Annotated in this window: 24 protein-coding genes and 1 pseudogene (1 of these 25 cut by a window edge); all 25 read right to left on the reverse strand. The window is 59.8% G+C overall.

What is annotated here, in order from left to right:
- Window positions 1-445, reverse strand: partial view of a transcription elongation factor GreA gene (gene greA / locus A6764_RS00570; RefSeq protein WP_029097947.1) — the 5' portion only. The gene continues 32 nt to the left of window position 1, outside the view; the window shows 445 of its 477 coding nt (coding positions 1-445); the start codon lies at window positions 443-445; its stop codon lies off the left edge, out of view.
- 205 nt (window positions 446-650) lie between these two features.
- Window positions 651-1,679: a tRNA dihydrouridine synthase DusB gene (gene dusB / locus A6764_RS00575; RefSeq protein ID WP_029097948.1), complete on the reverse strand. Its 1,029-nt coding sequence runs from the start codon at window positions 1,677-1,679 to the stop codon at window positions 651-653.
- Window positions 1,680-1,777: 98 nt separating this feature from the next.
- On the reverse strand, window positions 1,778-1,990 hold the full coding sequence (locus A6764_RS00580; RefSeq protein WP_029097949.1) for a helix-turn-helix domain-containing protein: 213 nt from the start codon (window positions 1,988-1,990) through the stop codon (window positions 1,778-1,780).
- Window positions 1,942-2,472, reverse strand: a complete 531-nt coding sequence (gene folK, locus A6764_RS00585) for a 2-amino-4-hydroxy-6-hydroxymethyldihydropteridine diphosphokinase (RefSeq protein ID WP_029097950.1) — start codon at window positions 2,470-2,472, stop codon at window positions 1,942-1,944. The genes A6764_RS00580 and folK overlap by 49 nt, the downstream gene beginning before the upstream one ends.
- Window positions 2,469-2,840: a dihydroneopterin aldolase gene (gene folB, locus A6764_RS00590; protein ID WP_029097951.1), complete on the reverse strand. Its 372-nt coding sequence runs from the start codon at window positions 2,838-2,840 to the stop codon at window positions 2,469-2,471. Before folB ends, folK begins: the two co-directional genes overlap by 4 nt.
- Window positions 2,833-4,029, reverse strand: a complete 1,197-nt coding sequence (folP, locus tag A6764_RS00595) for a dihydropteroate synthase (RefSeq protein WP_141669731.1) — start codon at window positions 4,027-4,029, stop codon at window positions 2,833-2,835. The genes folB and folP overlap by 8 nt, the downstream gene beginning before the upstream one ends.
- Window positions 4,030-4,091: 62 nt before the next feature.
- A complete protein-coding gene (gene pabC, locus A6764_RS00600; protein WP_065067628.1) occupies window positions 4,092-4,937 on the reverse strand; it encodes an aminodeoxychorismate lyase in 846 nt (281 codons plus the stop codon).
- A 47-nt stretch (window positions 4,938-4,984) separates the two neighbouring features.
- A complete protein-coding gene (gene tatC / locus A6764_RS00605) occupies window positions 4,985-5,707 on the reverse strand; it encodes a twin-arginine translocase subunit TatC (RefSeq protein WP_083989864.1) in 723 nt (240 codons plus the stop codon).
- Window positions 5,708-5,815: 108 nt separating this feature from the next.
- A complete protein-coding gene (gene tatA / locus A6764_RS00610; RefSeq protein ID WP_065067624.1) occupies window positions 5,816-6,028 on the reverse strand; it encodes a twin-arginine translocase TatA/TatE family subunit in 213 nt (70 codons plus the stop codon).
- A 23-nt stretch (window positions 6,029-6,051) separates the two neighbouring features.
- Window positions 6,052-7,696 (reverse strand): annotated as a pseudogene (locus A6764_RS00615) (PhoX family protein).
- 243 nt (window positions 7,697-7,939) lie between these two features.
- On the reverse strand, window positions 7,940-9,346 hold the full coding sequence (locus A6764_RS00620; RefSeq protein ID WP_065067623.1) for a UbiD family decarboxylase: 1,407 nt from the start codon (window positions 9,344-9,346) through the stop codon (window positions 7,940-7,942).
- Window positions 9,347-9,415: 69 nt separating this feature from the next.
- Window positions 9,416-10,270: a R2-like ligand-binding oxidase gene (locus tag A6764_RS00625; protein WP_035296702.1), complete on the reverse strand. Its 855-nt coding sequence runs from the start codon at window positions 10,268-10,270 to the stop codon at window positions 9,416-9,418.
- Window positions 10,271-10,322: 52 nt separating this feature from the next.
- Window positions 10,323-11,501 (reverse strand): iron-containing alcohol dehydrogenase family protein, encoded by a 1,179-nt coding sequence (locus A6764_RS00630; protein ID WP_065067622.1) that lies wholly within the window; start codon window positions 11,499-11,501, stop codon window positions 10,323-10,325.
- 30 nt (window positions 11,502-11,531) lie between these two features.
- A complete protein-coding gene (locus A6764_RS00635) occupies window positions 11,532-12,998 on the reverse strand; it encodes an aldehyde dehydrogenase family protein (protein ID WP_065067621.1) in 1,467 nt (488 codons plus the stop codon).
- 133 nt (window positions 12,999-13,131) lie between these two features.
- On the reverse strand, window positions 13,132-14,472 hold the full coding sequence (locus A6764_RS00640; RefSeq protein WP_065067620.1) for an MFS transporter: 1,341 nt from the start codon (window positions 14,470-14,472) through the stop codon (window positions 13,132-13,134).
- Between the two features lie 461 nt (window positions 14,473-14,933).
- Window positions 14,934-15,518, reverse strand: a complete 585-nt coding sequence (gene pabA / locus A6764_RS00645; protein WP_044898859.1) for an aminodeoxychorismate/anthranilate synthase component II — start codon at window positions 15,516-15,518, stop codon at window positions 14,934-14,936.
- Window positions 15,515-17,035, reverse strand: a complete 1,521-nt coding sequence (locus A6764_RS00650) for an anthranilate synthase component I family protein (RefSeq protein WP_413541964.1) — start codon at window positions 17,033-17,035, stop codon at window positions 15,515-15,517. The genes pabA and A6764_RS00650 overlap by 4 nt, the downstream gene beginning before the upstream one ends.
- A 142-nt stretch (window positions 17,036-17,177) precedes the next feature.
- Entirely contained in the window at window positions 17,178-18,110 is a 933-nt protein-coding gene (gene cysK / locus A6764_RS00655; RefSeq protein WP_035296697.1) for a cysteine synthase A, read from the reverse strand.
- 78 nt (window positions 18,111-18,188) lie between these two features.
- Window positions 18,189-19,091 carry a peptidyl-prolyl cis-trans isomerase gene (locus tag A6764_RS00660; protein ID WP_065067619.1) on the reverse strand — a complete coding sequence of 301 codons (903 nt, stop codon included), beginning with the start codon at window positions 19,089-19,091 and terminating at the stop codon, window positions 18,189-18,191.
- Window positions 19,092-19,115: 24 nt separating this feature from the next.
- On the reverse strand, window positions 19,116-19,988 hold the full coding sequence (gene hslO, locus A6764_RS00665; protein WP_029097965.1) for an Hsp33 family molecular chaperone HslO: 873 nt from the start codon (window positions 19,986-19,988) through the stop codon (window positions 19,116-19,118).
- Window positions 19,989-20,298: 310 nt separating this feature from the next.
- Window positions 20,299-21,243, reverse strand: coding sequence for a sigma-70 family RNA polymerase sigma factor (locus tag A6764_RS00670; protein ID WP_065067618.1), 945 nt, complete (start codon window positions 21,241-21,243; stop codon window positions 20,299-20,301).
- 265 nt (window positions 21,244-21,508) lie between these two features.
- Window positions 21,509-22,072, reverse strand: coding sequence for a hypothetical protein (locus tag A6764_RS00675; RefSeq protein ID WP_035296937.1), 564 nt, complete (start codon window positions 22,070-22,072; stop codon window positions 21,509-21,511).
- A 120-nt stretch (window positions 22,073-22,192) separates the two neighbouring features.
- The gene (locus A6764_RS00680; RefSeq protein WP_035296692.1) at window positions 22,193-22,609 is read right to left on the reverse strand and encodes a hypothetical protein; all 417 of its coding nucleotides are present in this window, start codon (window positions 22,607-22,609) and stop codon (window positions 22,193-22,195) included.
- Window positions 22,609-22,761, reverse strand: a complete 153-nt coding sequence (locus A6764_RS00685) for a hypothetical protein (RefSeq protein ID WP_162836733.1) — start codon at window positions 22,759-22,761, stop codon at window positions 22,609-22,611. The genes A6764_RS00680 and A6764_RS00685 overlap by 1 nt, the downstream gene beginning before the upstream one ends.
- A gap of 1 nt (window position 22,762) precedes the next feature.
- Window positions 22,763-23,131, reverse strand: coding sequence for a hypothetical protein (locus tag A6764_RS00690; protein ID WP_238550912.1), 369 nt, complete (start codon window positions 23,129-23,131; stop codon window positions 22,763-22,765).
- Window positions 23,132-23,166 lie beyond the last annotated feature (35 nt).

Here is a 23,166-nt window from a genome sequence, read left to right on the forward strand (position 1 = left end):
TGACGCCGGCCGGCACCTGCACGTCGACGATGGCTCCTTTGGCCTTGCCCAGCAGAGCCTGGCCCACCGGAGATTCGTTGGAGATCTTGTTGTTCATCGGATCGGATTCGGCGGAACCGACGATGGTGTACTCGACGATGTCGCCAAACTCCAGGTCTTTCAGCTTGACGGTGGAGCCGACGCTCACCACTCCGGTGTCCACATCCTCGTTGGTGATGATGCGGGCGTTGCGCAGCATTTTTTCCAGCGTCAGAATGCGCCCTTCGATAAAGGCCTGCTCGTTTTTCGCCTCTTCGTACTCGGAGTTCTCGCTAATATCGCCATAGCTGATCGCTTCCTTGATCCGCGCCGCTACCTCTTTTCGTTTAACCGTTTTCAAATCCTCAAGCTCTTGTTCCAGTTTCGCCAAACCTTCTGGTGTAAGAATCACTTCTTTTTCCGACATGGTTCAATTCCCCCGTTTACAGATAATTCCTTCACACCTGGTAAAGTACAAAGGATTATATGTAGATGTTCTATACAATATACAGCTCGAACGTGCATGCTCATGAGGCTTCATAGGGAAAGCTGCCAGGTTGAACTGGCAGCTTGAGTCCTGATAATACGACGTATTATAGGATATGAAGGAACCCTTGTCAATGTCTGGGATGTTAATAGCTGACGGCTTCTTCCTGCACGGAGACGTCCGCTTCGTCGAGATCGTCGGCGTGGTTTTCCACCCATTCGACGTAGTCCATCAGGATGCGGCGCAGCTCCTCCTCCGTCTCCACGGCATTGATCAGGTTCTTGGTATGGGTGGCCCCTTTCAGGCCTTTCAGGTACCAGGCCGCGTGCTTGCGCATCTCCAGGACGCCGACGCGCGGTCCCTTCAAGGCGATCAGCCGCTGCGCGTGCAGCAGGCAAATCTCCACCTTTTCGCGGGCTGTCGGCTCCGGCGGCAGTTCCCCTTTGGTCAGGTACTGAACGGTGCGGTACAGCATCCACGGATTGCCCAAAGCGGCGCGGCCGATCATGACGCCGTCGCAGCCGGTCATGTCCAGCATGCGGCGCGCATCTTCGGGCGTCGCGACGTCGCCGTTGCCGATCACGGGAATGGAGACCGCTTCCTTGACGCGGCGAATCCAGTTCCAATCGGCCTTGCCCTTGTACATCTGCACGCGGGTGCGGCCGTGGACGGCAATCGCCTGGGCGCCCGCACGCTCCACCGCCTGGGCGTTTTCAATCGCGTACAAATGCTCGTCGTCCCAGCCCAGGCGCATTTTGACCGTGACCGGTTTGTCCACGGCATCGACGACCGCCGAGACGACCTCGTAAATCTTGTTCGGGTCCAGCAGCAGCCGGGCGCCGGCGTCGCAGTTCACGATCTTGGGGACCGGACAGCCCATGTTGATGTCGATAATGTCCGCGTTGGTATTCTTGTCGACATACTTCGCCGCTTCCACCAGCGTTTCCTTGTCCCCGCCAAAAATCTGCAGGCTCAACGGCTTTTCCCGTTCGTCGACAAACAGCATATCCATCGTCTTCTTGTTGCCGTGCACGATTCCCTTGTCGCTGACCATTTCGGCACAGACCAGACCGGTGCCGAACTCTTTGGCGATCAAGCGGAAAGCGGGATTACACACCCCGGCCATCGGCGCAAGAACGACGTTGTTTTTCAGTTCGATGTTACCGATTTTCATCTATACTCAACCTCCTTTTCCCGCAAGGTACAGGTGACCTCTGCGCCGCATACGTGCGCGGGCGGGTGATGCGGAGAGCGTCAGACCCATCCAAAAGGTCATTTATTATTTATAGCACATAATTCTTCGTAGTCCACCTGTAAAGTGCTGGCAATTTTGCGCAGCACCGGTTCGGTCGGCGTGCGGGTGCCCCTCTCCAGTGAACCGACAAACGACAGGGACACGCCCATCTTGTCGGCCAGGGTTTGCTGCGTGTACCCCTTCAGCTTCCGGAATGACCGAATGCGATTGCCCAATCGATTGTTCCCCATTTTCGTACCCCCTTGTCATCCTGCGGCAACAACCCGAGAAGGTCTTCGACGGTCCGGCCGAATACGGGAAGCGGCCCTCCCTCCCAGACGTCGCGCAGCGGGATCAGGACAAACGCCCGCTCCACCATCGCCGGATGGGGAATGACCAGGTGTTCCTGTTTCACCGCTTGGCGGCCGTACAGCAGCACGTCAATGTCGATCGTGCGCGGCCCCCAGCGGACGGTGCGCACCCGTCCCAGTTCCCGTTCCACCGCCAGCGCTTCCTCCAGCAGTTTTTCCGGGGACAGGTCCGTTTCCACCGCGACCGCCATGTTCAGGAACGCGTCCTGCTCCACGTACCCGACCGGATCGGTTTCGTACACGGGCGAGACCCGCACGACGCGGATGCCCTTCCGTCCGTTTAGCTTCTGCACTGCCTGCCGCAAGTTGTCCGCCCGGTCCCCCAGGTTGGAACCGAGGGCGAGATACGACCGTACCGTCATGCGTTCCTGTCCTCTCTTCTGCGCGTCATCTCGATGGCAACCGAGTCGTACTGGCCGTTGATGGGCGGGTTGGGCTTCGTCACTCTCACGGTCACTTCCGCGATCGGAAACGACTGCAGCAGTTGGCCGGCAATGCGGGCCGTCAACGCTTCCACCAGGTTGTATCGCTCTGTTTCGACGATTTTTCGAACACAATCAAAGATATCGGCGTAATTGACCGTATCGTTTAGATCGTCGCTGGCTCCGGCGCGGGACAAGTCCAACGACAGCACCAGATCCACGTAAAAGCGCTGTCCAAGCTGCGCCTCCGCCTCGAACACGCCGTGATAGCCGTAAAACGACATGCGGTTGAAGTAGATTTTATCCAACAGGGAGGCCTCCCTTGCACATCGCGTCCATCATCGCGACGACGCGCTTCATTTCCTTGACGTCGTGCACCCGGACGATGTGGCAGCCCTTCGCCACGCCCAGGGCAACGGTGGCAGCCGTACCCTCCACCCGGTCATGAACCGGCAGGTCGAGCACCTTGCCGATCATCGATTTGCGCGACGTGCCGAGCAGTACCGGATAGCCGAGCGCGACCAGATCGTCCAGGCGGCGCATCGCCTCCAGGTTGTGGTCCAGCGTTTTGGCAAACCCGATCCCCGGATCGAGGATGATCTGCTCGTCGCGGACGCCAGCCTCCCGCGCGATGCGGACCGATTCCCGCAGATCGCGCACCATGTCGCTGAAGAAGCGGGTGTAGGCCATGTCCTCCCGGTTGTGCATCAAAATGATCGGAACATCGTAGCGCGCGGCAACCTGGGCGATCCGCCGGTCTCTTTTGGCTCCCCAGACGTCATTGATGATGTGGGCGCCGGCTCTGATTGCCTGCTCCGCCACTTCGGACTTGTAGGTGTCAATGGACAGCGGGACCGGCACTTCCTCCACCAGCGCGCGGATGACCGGCATGACGCGCTCCAGCTCTTCCTCCAGCCCTACCTCCGCAGCGCCGGGACGCGTCGACTCCCCGCCGATGTCGATGATGTCCGCTCCCGCTTCCACCATCGCGAGGGCCCGGGCAACCGCCTGATCCAGGTCCACGTAACGGCCGCCGTCGGAAAACGAGTCGGGCGTCACATTCAAAATCCCCATCACCAGAGTCCGCTGTCCCAACGGCAGCACGTAACGGCCGCAGACCAGCTCCCGGCGCTGCTGAAGCTGCCGACGCATGGCCATCAGCTCCCGCACTTCCTCGGCCGCTTCCCGCAGGCCGCCTTCCTGATCCGGCAGACGGTGCAGCAGGCCCTCCAACTGGCCTCGCGTCGCCTGGATGATGACGTCGGACAAGCCGGACGCAGCCGGATTGTCGAGAACGACCGCATCGCCTCCGCACGCCTGTACGCTTGTCCGCAGCAGTCCTGCAGCCGCCGGCGCCAGCCGCTCCAGGTGGATCAACAGCGGTTCTCCCGCATCGGCCAGCCGCTCCAGGTCGGACTCGCTCCCGTTTCGGCCGGACAGTTCCGCCGCCAGTTCGGCCCGGCTCCGGCCATGTATCACGAATGGATTGTGCTTCATCTGCCTAGCTCCCCTTCACGTTGCCATGACAAGGTGGCATGTTGATTGATAGCATACCATACTTACCCACCGGACGCTACCGATTCGCGGTAGGCGCGGCGCAGGGCACGGGTGTGTTCCCCGTACGGAGCCGGCACCGGTCGGCCGTCGATTTCACTCACCGGCACGATCTCCTGCACCGAGTTGGTCACAAACACTTCGTCCGCCTGCACCAGCGCATCCGGCCGGTACCATCCCTCTTGCGCGGGGATGCCGAGCCGCCGCGCCAGGTTCAGCACATGCCGCCGCGTCACGCCGTCGAGAATGCCTGTGTCCGTGGAAGGCGTGTACAACCGGCCGTTCGTCACCCAAAACAGGTTGCTGACGATGCCTTCCGCCACATAGCCGTCCCGCGTCAAAAACAGCCCTTCCACGTCCGGCTGCGCCCCCAGCTCCAGGCGGGCCAGCGCGTTGTTCAAATAGTTGTGCGATTTGAACCGCTGATGGCCCTCCGCAGTCTGGCGCGGTACAGACAGCGTCTGCAGCTTCTTGGGCCGGGGCGGTTCCGCCAGGGGCGGCACTTCCTTGGCAAAGATAAACAGCGACGGCCGCGCGTACCCGTCCGCCGCCAGGCCGACTCCCTCCAGACCCGCCGTCACGCTGAGCCGCACATACGCGTCTTCCAGCCCGTTGGCGTCCGCCGTCCGCAGGATCGCGTCGGCCAGTTCCTCAGCCGTCCACGGCGCTTTGATGCGCAGCGCCAAAAGCCCGGAGCTGAGCCGGGCGTAATGGTCGTCCCACAGAAAGAGGCGTCGCTGGTACACGCGCACCGTTTCAAACAGGCCAATCCCGTACAGGAAACCGTGATCCAGGACGGACACCGACGCCTTTTCCGCAGGCATGATCGTTCCGTTTACGTAGACATGCATCGCGCTCGCTCCCGAAAATCCGTATTCGAGAGCATCATACCACATTTCTACCCGTTCAGCGCTCCTTCCGGGACCCGTTTGCGGTGAACCACCCGGGAGATGGTGACGGAGAGCTCGTAGAGGACGATCAGCGGCACAATCACCAGCACGTCGGAGACGAAGTCGGGCGGCGTGATGGCAATGGAAACGACGCAGAGCAAAAAGTAGGCCGGCTTGCGCATGCGGGCCAGCCGGTGCGGGTTGAGAATGCCCAGATGGCTGAGAAACAGCACCGCCACCGGCAGTTCGAACAGGAACCCGAACGGCAGACAGATGTTCATCATGAACGTAAAGTAGTCGTTGGCCGTAATCACCAGGTCAAAGCTGCCGTTGGACAGTCCCAGGACAAAGCGGTACATCATCGGGAACAGCACGAAATAGGCAAAGCCCAAGCCGAACAAAAAGAGCAGAAACAGGGCGGGAATGTACATCAGCGCCACCGTTCGCTCCCGCTCCGTCAGCGCGGGGACGACAAACCGCCACGCCTGGTACGCGGCGATCGGAATGGTGACGGCAACCGCGCCTACCCCGGCCAGCTTGAGATAAATGGCCAAGATGTCGCCCGGCCCCAGAACCGCCAGCTTTTCCGTCGCGCGGCTGGCCAGGAACCGGTAGATATGGTCGACAAACAAAAAGCACGTCACCAGGCTGACGACAAACGCGGACAAAACGATGATCAGGCGGCGGCGCAGGTCGGTCAGGTGTTCGAGAAACGGCATCTCCTGGCGCACGCGTATCCCTCCTCCACAAGGCGACATGGTAAGCCACGCTACAGGGAAAAAGGCAGTGCGCACGGGACGCACCACCTTTTTGTGCCGGATGGCTGACTTTGACTCGCTTCAACGCTTCTCCCCGCTGTTCGCGGAGACGTCCGGACCCTTCACTTTCTTTTCCTCATCGTCGTCTTTGGTCAGGTCCCTGGCCGCCGACTTGAACTCCGTCAGCGTCCGGCCAAAGGCGCGGCCGATCTCCGGCAGCTTGCTCGGCCCGAAGATGACCAGGGCGATGATCAGGATCAAGATGAGCCCGGGGATGCCGATGCTGGATAACATGTCAGGCTACACTCCCTCGCGGATTAAAAGCCGGTGATGGCAATGACGCCGGGCAGAGCGACCGCGCTGCCGCCTTTCGGCCAGTGGCTGGTCGGCCGGTCGTAGGACGTCAGGTTTTCCCCCGGATGCTGCACGGAGAGGAACAGCGTCGTTTCGTCCGGCGTAAACCACGGGCCGGTCATCTCCGCGCCGATCGGTGCAGAAGCGAACTGCACCGCTTCCCCTTTGTGGGCACCGGAGGTCGGGATGAAGTAGACGCCGTTGTTGCCGAATGTCGTGTAGATGCCGCTGTTCATGGACGACGACGAGATGTCGGTCACCACCCAGAGGTTGCCCGCGCTGTCGAACGCCAGGTTGTCCGGTGCGGCAAAACCGCTCTGCGGACCGCCGGCGGCAAAGATTTCAAAGGTAAACGCGGTGCCGGCATGATTGCCGTCCTTTTCAAACAGGCGGACGATCTGGCCGTAGAAGTTGCCGTGCTTGGCGTTGTTCGTCATCGAGATAAAGACGCTGCCGTCGATCGGATGCACCCTCGACGTCTTCCGGACGGTCCATCGGGGTGGCACCAACGGCTTTGGCTGCATCGCGGCAGTTGACCAGCACGTCGGCCTGGGAGGCAAACAGCGGTTTGCCTTCGCTGTCGGCTGCCTTTTGCAGCGCTTCGTTGGCCGCATAGTCCAGCGCGATCCATGCGCCCTTGCCGAAGTTGGCCACGTACAGCGTGCCTTCTTCCAGCAGCCTTGAGTTGTGTTTGCCCGCTTTCGGGTCGAACGTGCCTTTGGAGACGTATTTGTACACGTATTGGTCGTTGGCGTCGTCGCCCATGTAGACGACGAGCTGTCCCGTCGGAGCGATCACCATGGCCGTGTTTTCATGGGAGAAACGGCCCAGGGCGGTATGCTTTTTCGGCGTGGAATTCGGATCGAACGGATCCACCTCCACCACCCATCCGTAGTGGCGGCTGTCCGGCAGCTTGCAGTCGTTCACCACGTCCTGGAAGTTCTCTTCGCAGGAGAGGACGGTGTTCCACAGCGTCACGCCGCCGGAGCAGTTGGCGAACGTGCCGGTTACTTCCTTGGCGGTGGACGCGGCCGGACCGGTGAGCACGTGTTTGGTCAATCCGCTGACGCGGCGGCCGTACGTGGAGTCGCTCACGAGCTTCCATCTGCCGTTTTCCTTTTTCACTTCGATCACGGAACCGCCCAGCGCATACAGGTACTTCCTGATTTGCTCCGGAGTCCGCTGGTTGTTTTTCGGATCGGCGTTGAGAGCGTCATAGCCGGTGACGTAGTATTCCAGTTCGCCCAGATACTCGTGGTTGACCCACAGGAGGCCGTGATCCGCCTTGCCGTCAATCGGCAGGAAACAGGTGAAGTCGGCGTTGAAGCCAAACGTGTCGCCGGTTTTGTTGATTTTGTCGCCGTAGACGGCCACGACGTCGTATCGGAATCCGTCGGGCAGCACCACGTCGTCCTTGGTGGTCGGCTGGATCGGTTTGAATTTGGGGGAAAACTTGTGCGTTTTTGCCTCCAGCCCGAACAGGTGGTCAGCCGTTTTGCTGGAGATCGATTCTCCCGCCGCCAGCGCCGGAATGCCGGTCGCCAGAGAAGCCAGGGCTGCCGTACCCGCGCCGAGATACGTCAAAAACTGTCGACGATTCACGTCCATTGCACGTTCGCTCCTTTACTCGGATCTTTACGGATCTTTTACGTCGATTGTACAAGCGGATCGTCGACACACGGTTAATTCTGGATAAATATTGTGTTAATATTTTGTTTTTTCGAGTGCGCCGCGCGTGCTGCATGATGAACGGCGAACCGGAAAAAAGGGGCAGATGATACGCAACCGTTCACCTGCCCCGCCTTGCTGCATCGTCCCGCCGGTATGATCGGCCGCTGCCTGCACGCTTGTTCAGCGAACAGCTTTCTTTCCCCTTTCCAGATAGGTTTCCCCAAGCGTACCGCCACCCGGACGCAGGTAATCCTCCAACCGGATCTCTTCGTATCCGGGGATGTTGATTCGCAGGTACCGCATCGGCTCACTGCCCAACGGAACGGTACAGTCCAAGCCCATTTTCGACCCGACGCCGTCCTTGGTCGAGGGGTCCAGCCTGGACGACTGCGCCCCATGCACCACGACCAAATCCCGCTCGGCCTGAAAGCGGGTAGCGACGGCCCATTCCACCTCTTCCATGTTGAAGATGTCAACGTCTTCATCGACGACGACCACATGTTTGATGTCAAAGCTGTTGGCCAGTGCGGCAACGATGGCGTTTTTCCCTTCTCCCTCGTTTCTTTTTTGGATGGACACCACCGCGTGGTAGCGGCACGTTCCACCGGGGCTCATATGGACCGCCTTGACGCTCGGCACCGCTTGCCGAATCGTTTGGAACAGGCTCGCCTCCCGCGGGATGCCGCCGAGCAGCAAATGTTCATACCCCGCCGGCACAATCGTGTAAAAGATGGGATGGCTGCGATGGGTCACGGCTGTAATTTCGACGACTTCCTTGTCGCTGCGCGGACCGTAGTACTTGGGAAACTCACCGAACGGCCCTTCCGGTTCCCGAACGTTCGGGAGTATCCGGCCTTCCAGCACAATCTCCGCATACGCCGGGACGTCGATGTCGACCGTCTCGCACCGCACCACTTCGAGCGGTTCGCCGCGAAGCGCACCTGCGATTTCCAGTTCGTCCACCCCAAACGGCGTACTCGCCTGCGACGCCAGCAGCGTAGCCGGATCGACGCCGATGGCGATTGCGCATTCCAGCGGTCTGCCCGCTTCCTCCGCCTGTTTGTACAGATGAAAGGTATGCCGGGGCAGGAGCAAAACCCCCAGGCGGTTTTTCCCGGAGACCTGCAGACGGTGGATCGACACGTTCTGCTTCCGGGTAACAGGGTCGCGAACGATAAACAGGCCGGCGGTGATGTAGCTGCCCGCGTCCTTCTCATGGTGCACGGGAATCGGAAGCATCCGCATCAGATCGATATCATCCAGCCGGATGTGGTCCTTTACGGGAGCCTCCTCCTTTTTTACCTGCCGGCAGGGAACGGGGGAGGCGACCGCCTGCGCAAACTTGGGGATAAGGCCGTATGGGTCGGTTTCCAACGCTTCCGCAAATTGTTCCCGCGTCGAGCATATCCCCGAAACCACAGGCACCTGGTAATCGTCCACCTGTGAAAAGAAGACCGCTTTCCTGCCGTCCAGTTTTTTGGCCAACGCGGCAAGCTCAAACCGCAGGCTGACCGGTCTGTCAATGACGGCCAACCGGTCCTGCGCCTGCAGGTATTCCAGCCACGTGCGAAACGTCTTTGCTCTCATCAACGATCAAGCCTCCGATCCCCTCACCATCATCATGCTTCCGTTCACCATCGGCCCCCTCCTGTTCGCTTACACGGATACCGGTTTGCCAAAGATATCTCTCAGCCGACGCTCAAACATTTTGGTCAAGCGCTCGCGTCCCCGAACCTCAGGCGGCGTAGGGTATTCCCGTCCATCCACGACGACCGGCTGATCGTATCGGATCAGGATGTGCGGCAGATATTCGTCGTACAGCGCGCGGATGCGCCTGGCATGCGCCGGGTTGCGGGCAAACAGCTTCAGCATCCGAAGGCCGAACCCCACGTGACGTCCTTCATCTTCCTTGATCCGGGCAAACCCTTCGCCTAATCCCGGCAGCAGCCCTTTGCTGCCGAAGACGGCTTCATACACGTCGTAACCGGTCATGGCCTGAACGCCTTCGATGATGCCCTGGTAGTGGGTCAACCCTTCCACCAATGCCGCCTCGCGTTCCTCGGGCCCCTGCTCGAGCGCGGCCAGCATCTTTTTCACACGTTCATCGAGCTTCTGCTGCACGATGTTTTGTACACCGGAAATGCGCTCACGCCCGAACACTTCCTTGAAATACCGCATGAAAAACTCGGTATGCTTGAATTCCTCGAGCAGTTGGGTACTGAGAAAAGCCTGCTGTTCCGTGGAAGAACCCAGCATGATCCATGGGCAGAACTTTAGCGCCACGTTTTCTTCCGCATCCAGAAACCCCGTGCAGAAATGAATGAGATACCCTTTCAGATCCTCGTCGAGAGCCGCAAAGTCTTGCTTGTCTTGGCTGAGGTCAATGGCCGCCGGATCCCAATTGCCAAACCGGATGGCTTTGCGGTACAGATCCCATGCGACTTCGTCCGTTGTCTTGTCCAGGCTGGGGATGAACTCATCCGTCGTGTCTTGATGAAAATGGCTGCTCATGATCGCATACCTCCCGAAAATGTTATCAGATGATGATCCGCTGCACCGCCGATCAAAACGCTCGCCGTAACAATTCCCTTACTTCCTGTTCGGTCGGCTGGCGCGGATTGCACGTCATCATGCCGCTCTTGAATGCGTCTTTGGCGATCGCGGGGAGCTTCTCTTCAGGGACACCGACGTCACGAAGCCGGGTGGGCAGCCCGATATCTGCAACCATCCGGGCGACAGCCGCCGAAGCCTCTTCCCCTCGTTCCTCCCTCGGATTCGCCTCCACTCCCAACAGTCTCGCAAGCTGTGCCGCCTTGTCCGGACGCGCGGGGGCGTTGAAGGCGACCACATGGGGCAAAAGCAGCCCGATGGCAATCCCGTGAGGAACGTGGCAATGCCCGGAAAGTGCACTTCCAATCGCGTGGGCAAGCCCCAGAAATCCATTGGTGAAAGCCATGCCAGCCAACAGACTGCCATGTGACATCCCGATGCGCGCTTCGACGTCAGATCCGTCATGAACCGCACGGCGCAAGTGGGCATTCACCGCGGCGATCGCTTCCATGGCCAGGGCGTCGGATGCGGGGCGGGATCGCACGGAAAAGAACGTCTCGATTCCATGCGCCAGCGCATCAATCCCGGACGCGGCCGTCATTTTGGCGGGCAGGCTCACGGTCAATGCCGGATCGACCAGGGCAATGGTCGGCGCCATGTGCGGACTTGTCACGGTCACTTTCACGTGGTTATGCCAATCGGAATAGACCCCAAACATCGTGACTTCGCTGCCTGTGCCCGAAGTGGTGGGAACGGCAACAAGCGGGACTGCCGGAGCCATTGGGACACGGTTCACGCCCGCATAATCGGCAATGCTTCCCCCGCAGGACGCGACAACCCGCATCCCCTTGGCCGCATCAATCGGACTTCCGCCGCCGACCGCAACCAGACAGTCGTACGGTTTTGCGCGAAAGACCGCCGCCCCGCGATCGATCGTCTCCAGACCGGGATCGGGCTCCACTTCCGTATACAAGTCGAACGCAATGCCCGCAGACTGCAGCGACCCCACCAGTCCATTCAGCAGGCCTGCCGCTTCCACGCCTTTGTCCGTCACCACAAACACGTTCGTGACCCCCAGATGCTGCAGTCGCTCTCCGAGACGGGAAGCCCTGCCGTACCCAAACTCGATCAACGTGGGGAGGTGAAAGGAAAAGGCAAAATCCGTCCCCTGAACCGTTTGACTCAAACGCATCGTCTCGCTCCCTTCTTCCTGATCCCGGCATTACTCGATCTCGAAGTGGATATGCTTGGTCTCGCAGTATTCCATCAAGCCGTCAATGCCCCGCGTACGCCCCAAGCCGCTCTGTTTGTAGCCGCCGAATTCCGCCTCGGGAAAGTTTTTGTTGTACGTATTGATCCAAACGGTTCCCGCTTTGATACCCTTTGACATGCGCAGCGCCCGGTTCACATCGGAGGTCCAGACGCCCGCCGACAAGCCGAAGTCGGTATCGTTGGCCAAGGCAAGCGCTTCCTCCTCGCTGGAAAAGGTCTGTACGGCCAGAACCGGACCGAAAATTTCCTCCCGCACGACACGGCAGGAGGGCGGCAGATCATCGATAATCGTCGGCGCAAAGAAGTAGCCCTTGTCATAGTCCCCGCCCTCCAACCGATAACCGCCCGTAATGATCCTGCCCTCGCGGCGGCCGATTTCACAGTATTCGGCAATCAGATCCAGTTGGGTTTGGGAAATCACCGGTCCCATGTCTGTGGATTCATGCAGTCCGTTGCCAACGCGGAGACGTTCGGCATAGTCCTGCAGGCAGGATACGACCTCATCCTTGACGGCCTCGTGCACCAGGAGCCGGGAGCCGGCCATGCAGATCTGGCCTGCGGAAATAAAAATGGAGCGTCCAATCAGGGGAATCGCTTTATCCAAACGGGCGTCCTCAAACACCACGTTGGGAGATTTGCCCCCCAGTTCCAGCGCGAGCTTCTTGATGTTGCTCGTGGCCAGTTCCATGATCGTCTTTCCGGTCGAGGTATCTCCGGTAAAACTGATCATGTCGATTTTCCTGCTTCCTCCCATGGCTGCTCCGATCGAACGGCCCGGGCCGGTGACCATGCTGACGATGCCTTTGGCGAACTGCGGGATTTCGTCAATCAGTTTCACGATCTCCACGGAAATGGCCGGTGTCAGGCTGGCCGGCTTTACCAGCACGGCGTTGCCCGCAGCAAGCGCGGGGGCCAATTCGCGAATCATCAGCAGCGCCGGCCAGTTCCAGGGCGAGATGATGCCGACCACGCCGATCGGCTCCTTGGCAATCACGCCGAAATTCCCCGGCTCCAGTTGGATCGAGCGGCCGAACACGGCGCGCGCCGCACCCGCGAAGTATTTCAAGGTGTCCACGCAGCCGGCCAGTTCAAGGCGGGACTCGCGGATGGTCTTCCCCTGCTCGCAGGTCAGCAGCACGGCCAGGCGCTCCAGATTCTCTTCGATTTTGTGCGCCAATCCGAGCAGCGCCTCATAGCGGCGTTTGGGATTGCAGCCCCAATCGCTGTGCTGGAATGCCTGGTACACCGCGTCGATCGCCTGCTCCACGTCTGCAACGGTGGAGTTCTGCGCGCAGCCCACCAATTCGCCGGTGGCCGGGTTATACGACTCCAACCGCTCTTTTGAGGAAGATTCCGTCCATTCTCCCCCCACGTAGTTGTAGTACACAACAGGTTTTTGTTCCGTTACGGCAAACATGCGTCCCCTCCGTCTGTTGTCAGATTGGCGAACGGACACCATCAGTCCATACTCTCTGAAACAGGTTCGCCTCCACATGAAACTGGTTACACGTCTGTTGCCCGCCCTGCTTGCACCGGATTCCGCCACCGGATCAGTCGAACTTCCCTTTTGTTTCCGGGATGACCAGACTGCCAATCAGATACAGGACGAACACCCCGATGGAAAAGTACATCAACGAATAGGGGATGTCGGCTGTCGTTCTGCTGGCCAGCGAGACGAACGTCGGCATCATTCCCCCGACCGCAAACCCCATGTTCCAGGACAACCCGGTTCCGCTGGAGCGGATCACGGTCGGAAACCGTTCGTTGAGAAAAATGAGGATGGGCGCATACGCCGCGTTTCCCAGAAACGCCAGGGCCAGCGCGTAACACGCAATGGCCGGCAGGGATGCAGCGTCTGCCAGTCCCAAATAAAGGAAGGGCAGAACAAGCAGGTTGAGAACGCCGATGAACATGAATATCTTCTTCCTGCCGAACACGTCGCTGAGCGATCCGAACAAGACCGCCGATATGATCGCCATCACGCTGGCCCCCATGAGCACCATCGAGGAGGTCCCGCTCGACAGCTTGTTGATGACGCTGAGAAACGTCGGCAGGTACCCGGAGGTCAGGTAATAGGCGGTACCGCCTCCGATGACGAGCAGCAGGTTGACCAGCAAAACCGTGAAGTACTGCGAAAAGACCGTTCGCACCGGCGAGACCACCGGCTTCGCGGCTCCTGCCGACTGTTGTTTCGATTGCATCCACAGCGGAGACTCCTCGAGCGCTCGAAAGACAAACAGACCCAGGACCGAACTGATCAGTCCGGTGAAAAACATGAACCGCCATCCCCACTCGTGAAAGGCCGGCCCTGGAAAAGCGGCAGAGACCAGAAAGTACACGATGGAAGCCAGCAGGGCTCCCAGGCCGGCCCCTCCTCCTCCGACAAGACCCGACATGAATCCGCGCCACTTCGGGGGAACGGACTCGGTGCCAATGGTGTGTGTCGAAGCGACCACGCCGCCAACAAAAATCCCCTGGACCAGCCGCAGGATGATGAACAGCACAGCCGCCGACGCTCCAATTTGCTGCACGGTCGGCAGCGCTCCGAACAGCGCGGTGGAGATGCCCACCCCGGTCACCGCAACAATCATCGCCCGCCTCCGACCGTGCCGGTCTGCATAGGAACCGAACACCGCGGAGCCGATCGGCCGCATCAGCAGAGTGACGGCGAACGACGCATACACGGCCGCCAGGGAGAGCGTGGGAACGTCTGCAGGAAAGAACAGCGTGCCAATCACGGGAGCTACATACAGAAGGATGAACAAGTCAAACAGATCCAAAGACCATCCCAACAAAGACGCCACGGACGCCGTGACCATCTGTCGGCGGCTGATAACGACGTGGGTCGCGTTATCAGCAGAAAGCGCGCTGGTGCCGTCAACCGTCGACATTTTCTTCCCTCCTTCAACGTATGGGTGATACATGCCAGAAATGGATGGGGTACTGCCGGCTCCCGATGATCGTGTCCCTGACACGCCGCCAACCGGCCGGACCGTACGTCACCTCCTTTTCTCCCCGCCCGGAAATTGCAAGCATTTCCCTATTCGTCCACTGCCGGAAGCGCGTCAGATTGGCCAACCGCAATGTGCGTGATCCAAAAATGAAAGGGGTTTCAATTTGCGGGATGAGCATTGGGCGTGGACGCGATGCAGGCGAAAGAATGTATGATTTAATAATACGAATTTTCTGAAATAGTCATTTTCAAGATCATATCAACCTATCTTTTATATTTTTGCTCACCCTGGCCGGTTGGGCTGCGGAAAGGACGGTTCCGGCAGTCCCATTGTCGAAACGTAAAAAACCGCCCGAGTGGATCGGGCGGTTTCGCATGCTCAGCGTCTGTATCTATGCGTTATCCTGCCGTGTGTCTCGCGTACGTGTCCAAGAAGTTTTGCAGGAGCTGTTTGCCGTGCTGGGTAATGATCGACTCGGGGTGAAACTGCACGCCTTCGATCGGGTAATGGCGATGGCGCACGGCCATGATCTCCCCTTCCGCCGTCCGCGCGGTCACTTCCAGCACGTCAGGCAGGCTCGCCTCCTCCAGAATCAGCGAGTGGTAGCGCGCCGCCGTGAACGGGGAGGGAATGCCGCGAAAGATCGTCTGTCCGTCGTGAAACACCTCGGACGTCTTGCCGTGCATCAGCCGCTCGGCGCGCACGACCTTGCCGCCGAACACCTGCCCGATCGACTGATGGCCCAGACATACGCCCAGCATCGGGATTTTGCCGGCGAAATGGCGGATGGCCTCCATGCTGATGCCCGCCTCATTGGGCGTGCACGGCCCCGGCGAAATCATCAGGTAGTCCGGCGCGAGGCGCTCGATCTCCTCCAGCGTGATCTTGTCGTTGCGGACGACCCGCAGCTCCTCGCCCAGCTCCCCCACGTACTGCACCAGGTTGTAGGTAAAGGAATCGTAGTTGTCAATCATCAAAATCATACGCTCAACTCCTCTCGACTCGCCTTTCTCTGCTCACTAAACTCCAATGCTTTCCACAACGCTTCCGCCTTTTTCAGCGACTCGGCATACTCCGCCTCGGGACGGGAGTCGATGACGATGCCCGCTCCCGCCTGCACGTGGGCCATGCCGTCCTTGACCACCATGGTACGGATGGCGATGTTGACCTCCACGTCGCCGTTAAACCCGAACCAGCCGATCGACCCGGTGTAGACACCCCGTTTGACCGGTTCCAGCTCCTCGATGATCTCCATCGTCCGCACTTTGGGCGCACCGGTGATCGTCCCGCCGGGAAACGCGGCCGCGACCGCGTCAAACGCGTCTTTTCCCTCCGCCAGCTCTCCTTCCACATGGGAGACGATGTGCATGACGTGGGAGTACTTTTCCACGACCATGAACTCGCTCACCCGCACGCTGCCGTACCGGCATACCCGGCCGAGGTCGTTACGCTCCAGGTCGACCAGCATGACGTGTTCCGCCCGCTCTTTCTCGTTCTCCACCAGTTCGCGCACCAGTGCCTCGTCCTCCGCGTCGTTATGCCCCCGCGGGCGCGTGCCGGCGATCGGCCGGGTGCTGACTGCGCCGCCCTTTACCTTGATGAGCAGCTCCGGCGAGCCGCTGACCAGTTGAAACTCGGGGAAGTGCAGGTAGCCCATGTACGGCGACGGATTCAGCTTGCGCAGTACGCCGTAGACGTCCGCTGCCGCCACCCGCATCGGTTTGCTCTGCCGCACCGAGAGGTTCACCTGGAACACGTCCCCTTGGGCAATGTACGCCTGCACGCGGCGCACCGCCTCTTCAAACTGTTCCCGGGCAAACGACACCTGGGCCGGGGTGGCCGACTCCAGCGGCCGTTTGCGCAGCGCGTCCCAGTCGGTGTTGTCCGCCTCCGCGTCCCGCGTCAGGGATGTAAGCTCGCGGGCCCGGCGTGACAGGCGCTCCGCCGCGTCGCGGTACGAATCTTCCGTCAATCCACTCGTCGGCAGGTGCGTCAGGCAGAAGCATTCCCGCGTCGCATGATCAAAGACAAGAAGGTCTTGCACTATCATAACATACAGGTCGGGCAGCCGTAAGTCGTCTGCGGCGATCTGCGGCAGGGTCGGTTCAAAAAAACGGTTCATGTCGTAGCTGAGGTATCCCAACGCGCCGCCGCAAAAGTCGGGCAGCCCCGGCACAACCGGCGTCCGGTAGCGGGCCAGCAGCTCGCGAAGCGCAAACAGCGGGGTTTTCCCTGCAATCCGTTCGGTTTGGCCGTCGGCGAACGCGACCGTGGTTTGCAGGTCCTTGCTCTGCATCACCGCGACAGGCTGCCAGGCGAGGTAGGTAAAGCGGCCGGCTCGTCCGCTCTCCAAGAGCGCCGCCCCCTCCAGGGAAGGCTGCAGGGCCTTCAGCAGTTCCCACGGGTCCAGGTGGTCCGGCCAGGCGAGGCGAACGGCGAGCGGGACGTACGGATACTCGCCGGCATACTTCTGGATGTCGGTAAAGGATGGCAGGATCAAATCAATTCACGCTCCGTCATTCTGCATTTTCGCCTCTAGCATACCACAACCGCCGGGGACTTTTGGCGGCTACTTATTGGCTGCACGGAGCGTATCGCATGCAAAAAGAAACGCCGGCCGCAAGCCGACGTTTCGTTCCGTCCTATTCTTCAAACTGATACAGCGGGGTGGACAGGTAGCGTTCACCGTTGCTCGGAATGACCGCCACCACTTTTTTGCCCCGGCCCAGCTTCTGCGCCACCTTCAGCGCGGCGAAAATGGCCGCACCGGAAGAAATGCCGCCGAGAATCCCTTCGTTGCGGGCGACGCGTCGTGCCGTTTCGAAGGCTTCCTCGTTTTCTACCTTGATGATCTCGTCATACACATTGGTGTCCAGAATCGCCGGTACAAAGCCGGCACCGATGCCCTGAATCTTGTGCGGGCCCGGTTTGCCGCCGGACAGGACGGGCGAGGCGGCCGGTTCCACTGCGACAATGTGGACATGGGGGTAATGTTCGCGCAGCAGTTGACCGACGCCGGTGATCGTCCCGCCGGTGCCGACGCCGGAAATAAACGCGTCGATCCCGCCGATTTCCTTTGCCTGCTCCAAGAGCTCCCGACCGGTCGTCTCCCGGTGCACTTTCGGGTTGGCCGGGTTGTTGAACTGCTGCGGCATGAAATAGGAAGGATTTTCCCGCACCAGCTCTTCCGCCTTGCGAATCGCGCCGCCCATGCCTTCGCTGCCCGGTGTCAGCACCAGGTCCGCTCCGTAGGCGCGCAGCAGATTGCGCCGCTCAATGCTCATCGTCTCCGGCATGACCAGGATGGCGCGGTATCCTTTGGCCGCCGCCACCATGGCCAGGCCGATCCCGGTGTTGCCGCTCGTCGGTTCGATAATCGTGTCTCCCGGTTTCAATTTGCCTTCCGCCTCGGCGGCTTCGATCATCGCCAGAGCAATCCGGTCCTTGACGCTGCTGCCCGGATTGAAAAACTCCAGCTTCAGGTAAATGTCGGCCATATCAGCGCTGACGACGCGGTTCAGCTTCACCAGCGGCGTATACCCGATCAGGTCCGTAATGGAATTGGCGACACGCATTGTGTCCATCCCCCTTTTGATAACCGAGTAAAATACTAGGTTTTATTGGCATAATTATAACAAGGTATGCCCAGCCGGTCAATGAGGCATTTGCCCAGACACCTGGACGCCGACCGCTTTCCGCAAACGCTCCAGAACGACATCCAGGGATTCCACCTGGGCGAGCGCCATCTCCCGGCGAATCTCGTCCTTGGCCTGTTCAAACGTCACCTGTTCCGCTTCCCTGCGATCCACGATCCGGTAGATGGTGAACGTTCCGTCGATCTCCACCGGTTCGCTGTTCACCTGCATCCCCAGCGACGCGATCACCTCTTTGGCCGCTTCCGGAAGCCGGGAATCGTTCAGCGTCACCCACCCTGCGTCGCCACCGTTGGCCGCCGTCAGCGAATCGATGGACCGCTCTTTGGCCAGCGTCGCGAAGTTGGCGCCGCCGTTCAGTTCGTTCAGCACCTGCTGCGCCTCGCCGCGGGAGGCGACCACGATCTGCAGGAGCCGCACCTGCATCGGCCGGGCGTAGCGCTCCGGATGGCTGCTGTAAAAGGCGAGCAGCTCCTCGTCGCTGATGGCGATATCCTTGATGGCCAGCTCCTGCAACAGCAGTTGGTAGGCAATCTCCTGCCGCAGCGCGTCCAACGTGGTGCCGGCCTGCTTCGCCAACGCCTCCCGAAACTCGGCGTCGGTGCGGCTGCCGTAGCTCTCACGAATCTGCGCCAGCTCATCCTCCACCCGCTTGGGATCGACTGTGACGCCCAGCCGCTTCGCCTCTTGAAAGACCACTTCCCGGTTGATCATGTCCTCCAGGACCTGCTGTCCGTACTTCTGTTTGAGCATCGCCACCCAGTCGGCTTCGCTGATCGTCCGCTCCCCGACGATCGCCGCCGGGTGGAAGGCGGCGGACGATCGGTACCAGGACCAGCTCACGACGAGCAGCAGCACCACCAGCGCTCCGATCAGCGTCCACAGCGTTTTGGCGTTCGTCACACCTTTCCCTCCCCCAAGACGGGTTTACATCTCCTGCAGAATCTCCTCCAGCGCCGCTTTATCGTAGTGGTAGCGCTCGTTGCAGAAATGACAGTGGACCTCCGCTTCGCCCTTCTCTTCAATCAGGGCCGTCATTTCCTCCCGGCCCAGGCTGACCAGCGCCTGGCTCACTTTTTCCGGCGAACAGGTGCAGCGGAACTGAATGTCGGTCCGGCTGAGAATTTTCGGCTCGTCCACCACGCGCGCCAGAATCTCCTCCGGCGTCAGTCCTTCCCCGATCATGCGGGAGACCTGCGGGAGCTGCCCCAGACGCTCTTCGATCTGGCTCACCACCTCGTCCGGCGTACCCGGCATGAGCTGCAGAATAAATCCGCCGGCAGCCAGCACGGAGCGATCTTCCGGGTTGACCAGCACGCCCACGCCGACCGCGGACGGGGTTTGCTCCGAGGTGACAAAGTAGTAGGTGAAATCTTCGCCGATTTCACCGGAGACGATCGGGGAACTGCCCTTGTACGGCTCCTTCATCCCCAGGTCCTTGACCACGTACAAAAACCCGTCGGTGCCGACCGCGCGGGCCACATCCAGTTTGCCCTTGTCGTTCAGTTCGAAGTGGACGTGTGGGTTGGTCACGTACGCGATGCCTTCCCCGTGGGCGTTGGCCTCGGCGATAATCTGCCCAATCGGCCCGCCCCCTTTTACTTTGACGGAAAGCCGCTCGTCTCCTTTCAGCATGGCCCCCATCATCAGGGTGACGGTCAACGTCCGCCCCGCGGCCGCCGCCGCCGTGTTCCACATGTCGTGGCGGCGTCTCATTTCTTCCACAATGCCGGTCGTCCGGGCGGCAAACGCGCGCACATGCCCGTCAAACCCGGTCGCCCGTATCAAATAATCGCTCATGCAGCGATCCTCCTTTTGCCATGACGTCTGCAAGAAGTAGTGTACCACAAGAGAACCGGTACCGTTCAAGCCGAGGGGTGCAGCGCGGAGCACGGACAGAAAAAGGCGACGTTTGGGGCGTTTGGTGGGGGTGGCGAATAGGGAAAGCGGCAGCTTCCCGCCCAATCCGGGCAGTATTTAGCATCCCTGCGGTACACGCACTGTGGACCGGCGGCTTGGCCAGTGAGTGCCCCAACAAGCCGGACAGGTGGTATCTCCCAACAAAAAACCCCTCGGCGAGCGAGGGGATGCGTTTTGTATAGAAGCGCTGTCATGTCAGGTATTCTTTCAGCACGCGGGAACACTTTTGCTTGCGCAGCCGATCGATGGTGGTCGCCTCGATCTGGCGGATGCGCTCGCGGGTGAGGCCGAACATCCTGCCCACTTCCTCCAGCGTGTAGACCTGGTCGTCGTACAGGCCGTAGCGCATGGCGATGATCTCTTGGGCGCGCGGGCTGAGCCGTTCCAGCGCGGCCCGCATGTGGGCACGCAGATCGATCTTCTCGATCCAGTCCTCCAGCGACGCCTCGCCGTCGTCCACGATCTCCGCGTAGCTCAGGCATTCGTCATCGTGTTCAAACGAGTTCGGTTCGTCGTCCAGTTCAGCATCAATCGATTCCATTTTCAGCATCAACGCATACTCGATCGCTTCCACCTTTTCCACGGGGATGTCCAACCAGTCGGCAATTTCCTGCCGCTCCGGCGTGCGGTTCAGCATGTGGGCCAGGTGGATCACCTGCTTTTGATACTGCCGAATCTGCTCGTGCATGTGAACGGGAATGCGGATCAGTGTGCCTTTATCGTTAATCGCGCGGGTGATCGCCTGCGAAATCCACCAGTGTGAATAATGGTAGAGACGGACCCCTCGGCTCACGTCAAACTTGTCAATGGCGGTGAACAGGCCGATCGTCCCTTCCTGAATCAAATCCATAAACGGCATGCCCTTTTTCAAATGGCGCAGGGCTGTGCTGACCACATAGCGCAAATAGGCCCGCACCAGCGTCTCACGGGCGTTCAAATCGCCGTCACGCTGATAGCGAACCAGGCAGTCCAGCTCTTCCTCTTTGTCCAACATGGGTGTTGCAGCGACGTTTTCCAGAAACAGCAGGGCTGACGTGTCAGACCGCAACGAGCGGGGCACGGTTATTCCCAACTGCTTTTCGACTTCCCGCCAGCGACGGGGAGTAGACTGGAAAGTGGAGGTACTCACAGTCATATGCAACCCTCACTTCTCTGGAATGGATATTCACGTTGAGGTTCAGCCAGGTGTTCTCGGATGCGTTACTGTATGCGTATTTCGACAAAGCCTGGGCAATTCCTCCCTGTTTACAGAATATTAACGTTAGTATATGCAAATAGTTGATGGAAGCGCTGCCATTTTTAGGTCGAGCCGACTTTGTTTCTTTACATAAAAAACATCCCGGAAAGACGGGATGCATGGAGAAAAAAGTCGAAGATTGGCGATGGTCACGAAGGCGGCATTACCGCTTCAACTCCTCGACGCTGACGACGGGAAAAGCGTGAGCGGGCAGCACCGGCAGAAACGGACGTTCGTCGACGTACGCGACTACCACATGGGAGGGGCCCACCATTGTTTTCGGGGCAAGCCGGAGTTCCTCTCCCCGCTCGGTCACCACCGCAATCTGCAGATGGCCGCCGGACGGACGCTCTGCGCCGGTTACCGCCTGCTCCAGGATCAGGGCGGCTCCGTCGTATCGCAGCCGGAGCTGCAGGTCTTTGCGCCAGGAACGAAAGTCGACGTAATGGCGAACAAACCGCAGCGGATCGGTAGTGACGCTGTCGGCGGCAGGCACGTAGGCGCTTCCTTCCCGGCGATAGCCGCCGTTCTCCCGCATGCGCTGGTCAAAGCGGAGCAGCGCCTCTTCCTCGACCAGATCGATGACGCCCTCTGTCTTCAACACCGGCTCGACCGCAAAGGTAGCGTGATGGTTGGCCAGTTCCAACAGCGTTTTGACTTCCGTTTTTTTCTGCATGGCGATGTCGGCGTCGACGACAAACAGACCGACCAGCAGAAATAACAGCAGGGCCGAAATGGACAGCACATTGATGCCCGTAAGCCTCCCCTCCCTTCCGAAACGGTTCGGCAGCCATTTCCCATGGGCGCCGCCATTCTATTGGGCTGACCGCCTCATTCGCAGACCGATTCATAAATCGTAATCCATGATATTGATCGTCCCGTACCGCTCGACCCGCATCGTTTCGCTGCCTCCGGGAAGCAGTTCGGTCAGGCGGGGATAGGGGACTTCCACCTGCAGCAAAAATTCGTCTTCGTGACTCCACAATACCGGATCGGCCGCCCGCGTTCTGGTGATGCGGACGGACAGATCTCCGTCCGGCAGGGAAAACGATTTCTCTGCCAGTTCCCGCGAGACAAAGGAACGGACGTCAGCCATCACTTCTGCATCGCTGCCGCCCCCGTGATTGCTGACGTATTTGGCGGCGGCAGCGCTCACCTCCAACAATTCGTTATGCGTCTGCACCACGGTATGAATCTGCAGGATGCCCAGAGGGACCAGCAGAAGCACCATCACATTGAGAAGAACCGCCACGACTTGTCCCATCAGCCCGTCCCAAACCGCGTCGCGTTTTCCAGCAGGTCCCCGAAAAACCGCGTGCAGGCCGAAAGGAGGTTGTCGGGGCCGCTCAACAGCAGGTGAACGGTTATGGGCAGGACGATCACCATCAATGCAAGCACGGCAATTATTTTGTTCACACTACCACCCCGGATCGAAATATTCGGAGGGACGGCTGCCCGTAAAAAAGAACGCGGCATTGCCTTCCGCAAACTGATTCAACCATTGAGCGACACGGGAAGGCCGAACGGTGAGGGTAAGCGTGACCATCTCGTTTCGCTCCTTCAAGGCCCGCTGCTGTTCCGCTTGCGGCCAGCTCCCCGCAAACACGTCTCCCGTCACATCCCAGCCCAGCTCCGCCATCTTTTGCCGGTAGTAATCGGCAAGGGCCGGATCGAGATAGCCGATATCCTGCATGTCATCCAGCACATCGGCGAAAATTCCGCGTGCGATCGCTCGTTCCATCGCGTACATCTGGCAGGCGGCGACGGCGGAAAACAGCACAATCATGACAGACAAGCAGATGAGAAAAACCTTTGTCTTGA

Origin of the sequence: Brevibacillus sp. WF146 (assembly GCF_001673705.2) — a bacterium.
GTDB lineage: Bacteria > Bacillota > Bacilli > Brevibacillales > Brevibacillaceae > Brevibacillus > Brevibacillus thermoruber.

Coding starts and splice junctions, on each gene's coding strand:
- A6764_RS00635 (WP_065067621.1), bottom strand. CDS start 12,998: ATGTTTGCCGTAACGGAACAAAAACCTGTTGTGTACTACAACTACGTG.
- A6764_RS00630 (WP_065067622.1), bottom strand. CDS start 11,501: ATGCGTTTGAGTCAAACGGTTCAGGGGACGGATTTTGCCTTTTCCTTT.
- tatA (WP_065067624.1), bottom strand. CDS start 6,028: ATGTTATCCAGCATCGGCATCCCCGGGCTCATCTTGATCCTGATCATC.
- pabC (WP_065067628.1), bottom strand. CDS start 4,937: ATGCATGTCTACGTAAACGGAACGATCATGCCTGCGGAAAAGGCGTCG.
- A6764_RS00640 (WP_065067620.1), bottom strand. CDS start 14,472: ATGTCGACGGTTGACGGCACCAGCGCGCTTTCTGCTGATAACGCGACC.
- pabA (WP_044898859.1), bottom strand. CDS start 15,518: ATGATTTTGATGATTGACAACTACGATTCCTTTACCTACAACCTGGTG.
- dusB (WP_029097948.1), bottom strand. CDS start 1,679: ATGAAAATCGGTAACATCGAACTGAAAAACAACGTCGTTCTTGCGCCG.
- hslO (WP_029097965.1), bottom strand. CDS start 19,988: ATGAGCGATTATTTGATACGGGCGACCGGGTTTGACGGGCATGTGCGC.
- A6764_RS00670 (WP_065067618.1), bottom strand. CDS start 21,243: ATGACTGTGAGTACCTCCACTTTCCAGTCTACTCCCCGTCGCTGGCGG.
- A6764_RS00580 (WP_029097949.1), bottom strand. CDS start 1,990: ATGGGGAACAATCGATTGGGCAATCGCATTCGGTCATTCCGGAAGCTG.
- A6764_RS00680 (WP_035296692.1), bottom strand. CDS start 22,609: ATGGGACAAGTCGTGGCGGTTCTTCTCAATGTGATGGTGCTTCTGCTG.
- A6764_RS00625 (WP_035296702.1), bottom strand. CDS start 10,270: ATGAGCAGCCATTTTCATCAAGACACGACGGATGAGTTCATCCCCAGC.
- A6764_RS00620 (WP_065067623.1), bottom strand. CDS start 9,346: ATGAGAGCAAAGACGTTTCGCACGTGGCTGGAATACCTGCAGGCGCAG.
- folK (WP_029097950.1), bottom strand. CDS start 2,472: ATGACGGTACGGTCGTATCTCGCCCTCGGTTCCAACCTGGGGGACCGG.
- A6764_RS00690 (WP_238550912.1), bottom strand. CDS start 23,131: ATGATTGTGCTGTTTTCCGCCGTCGCCGCCTGCCAGATGTACGCGATG.
- cysK (WP_035296697.1), bottom strand. CDS start 18,110: ATGCGTGTCGCCAATTCCATTACGGACCTGATCGGGTATACGCCGCTG.
- folP (WP_141669731.1), bottom strand. CDS start 4,029: ATGAAGCACAATCCATTCGTGATACATGGCCGGAGCCGGGCCGAACTG.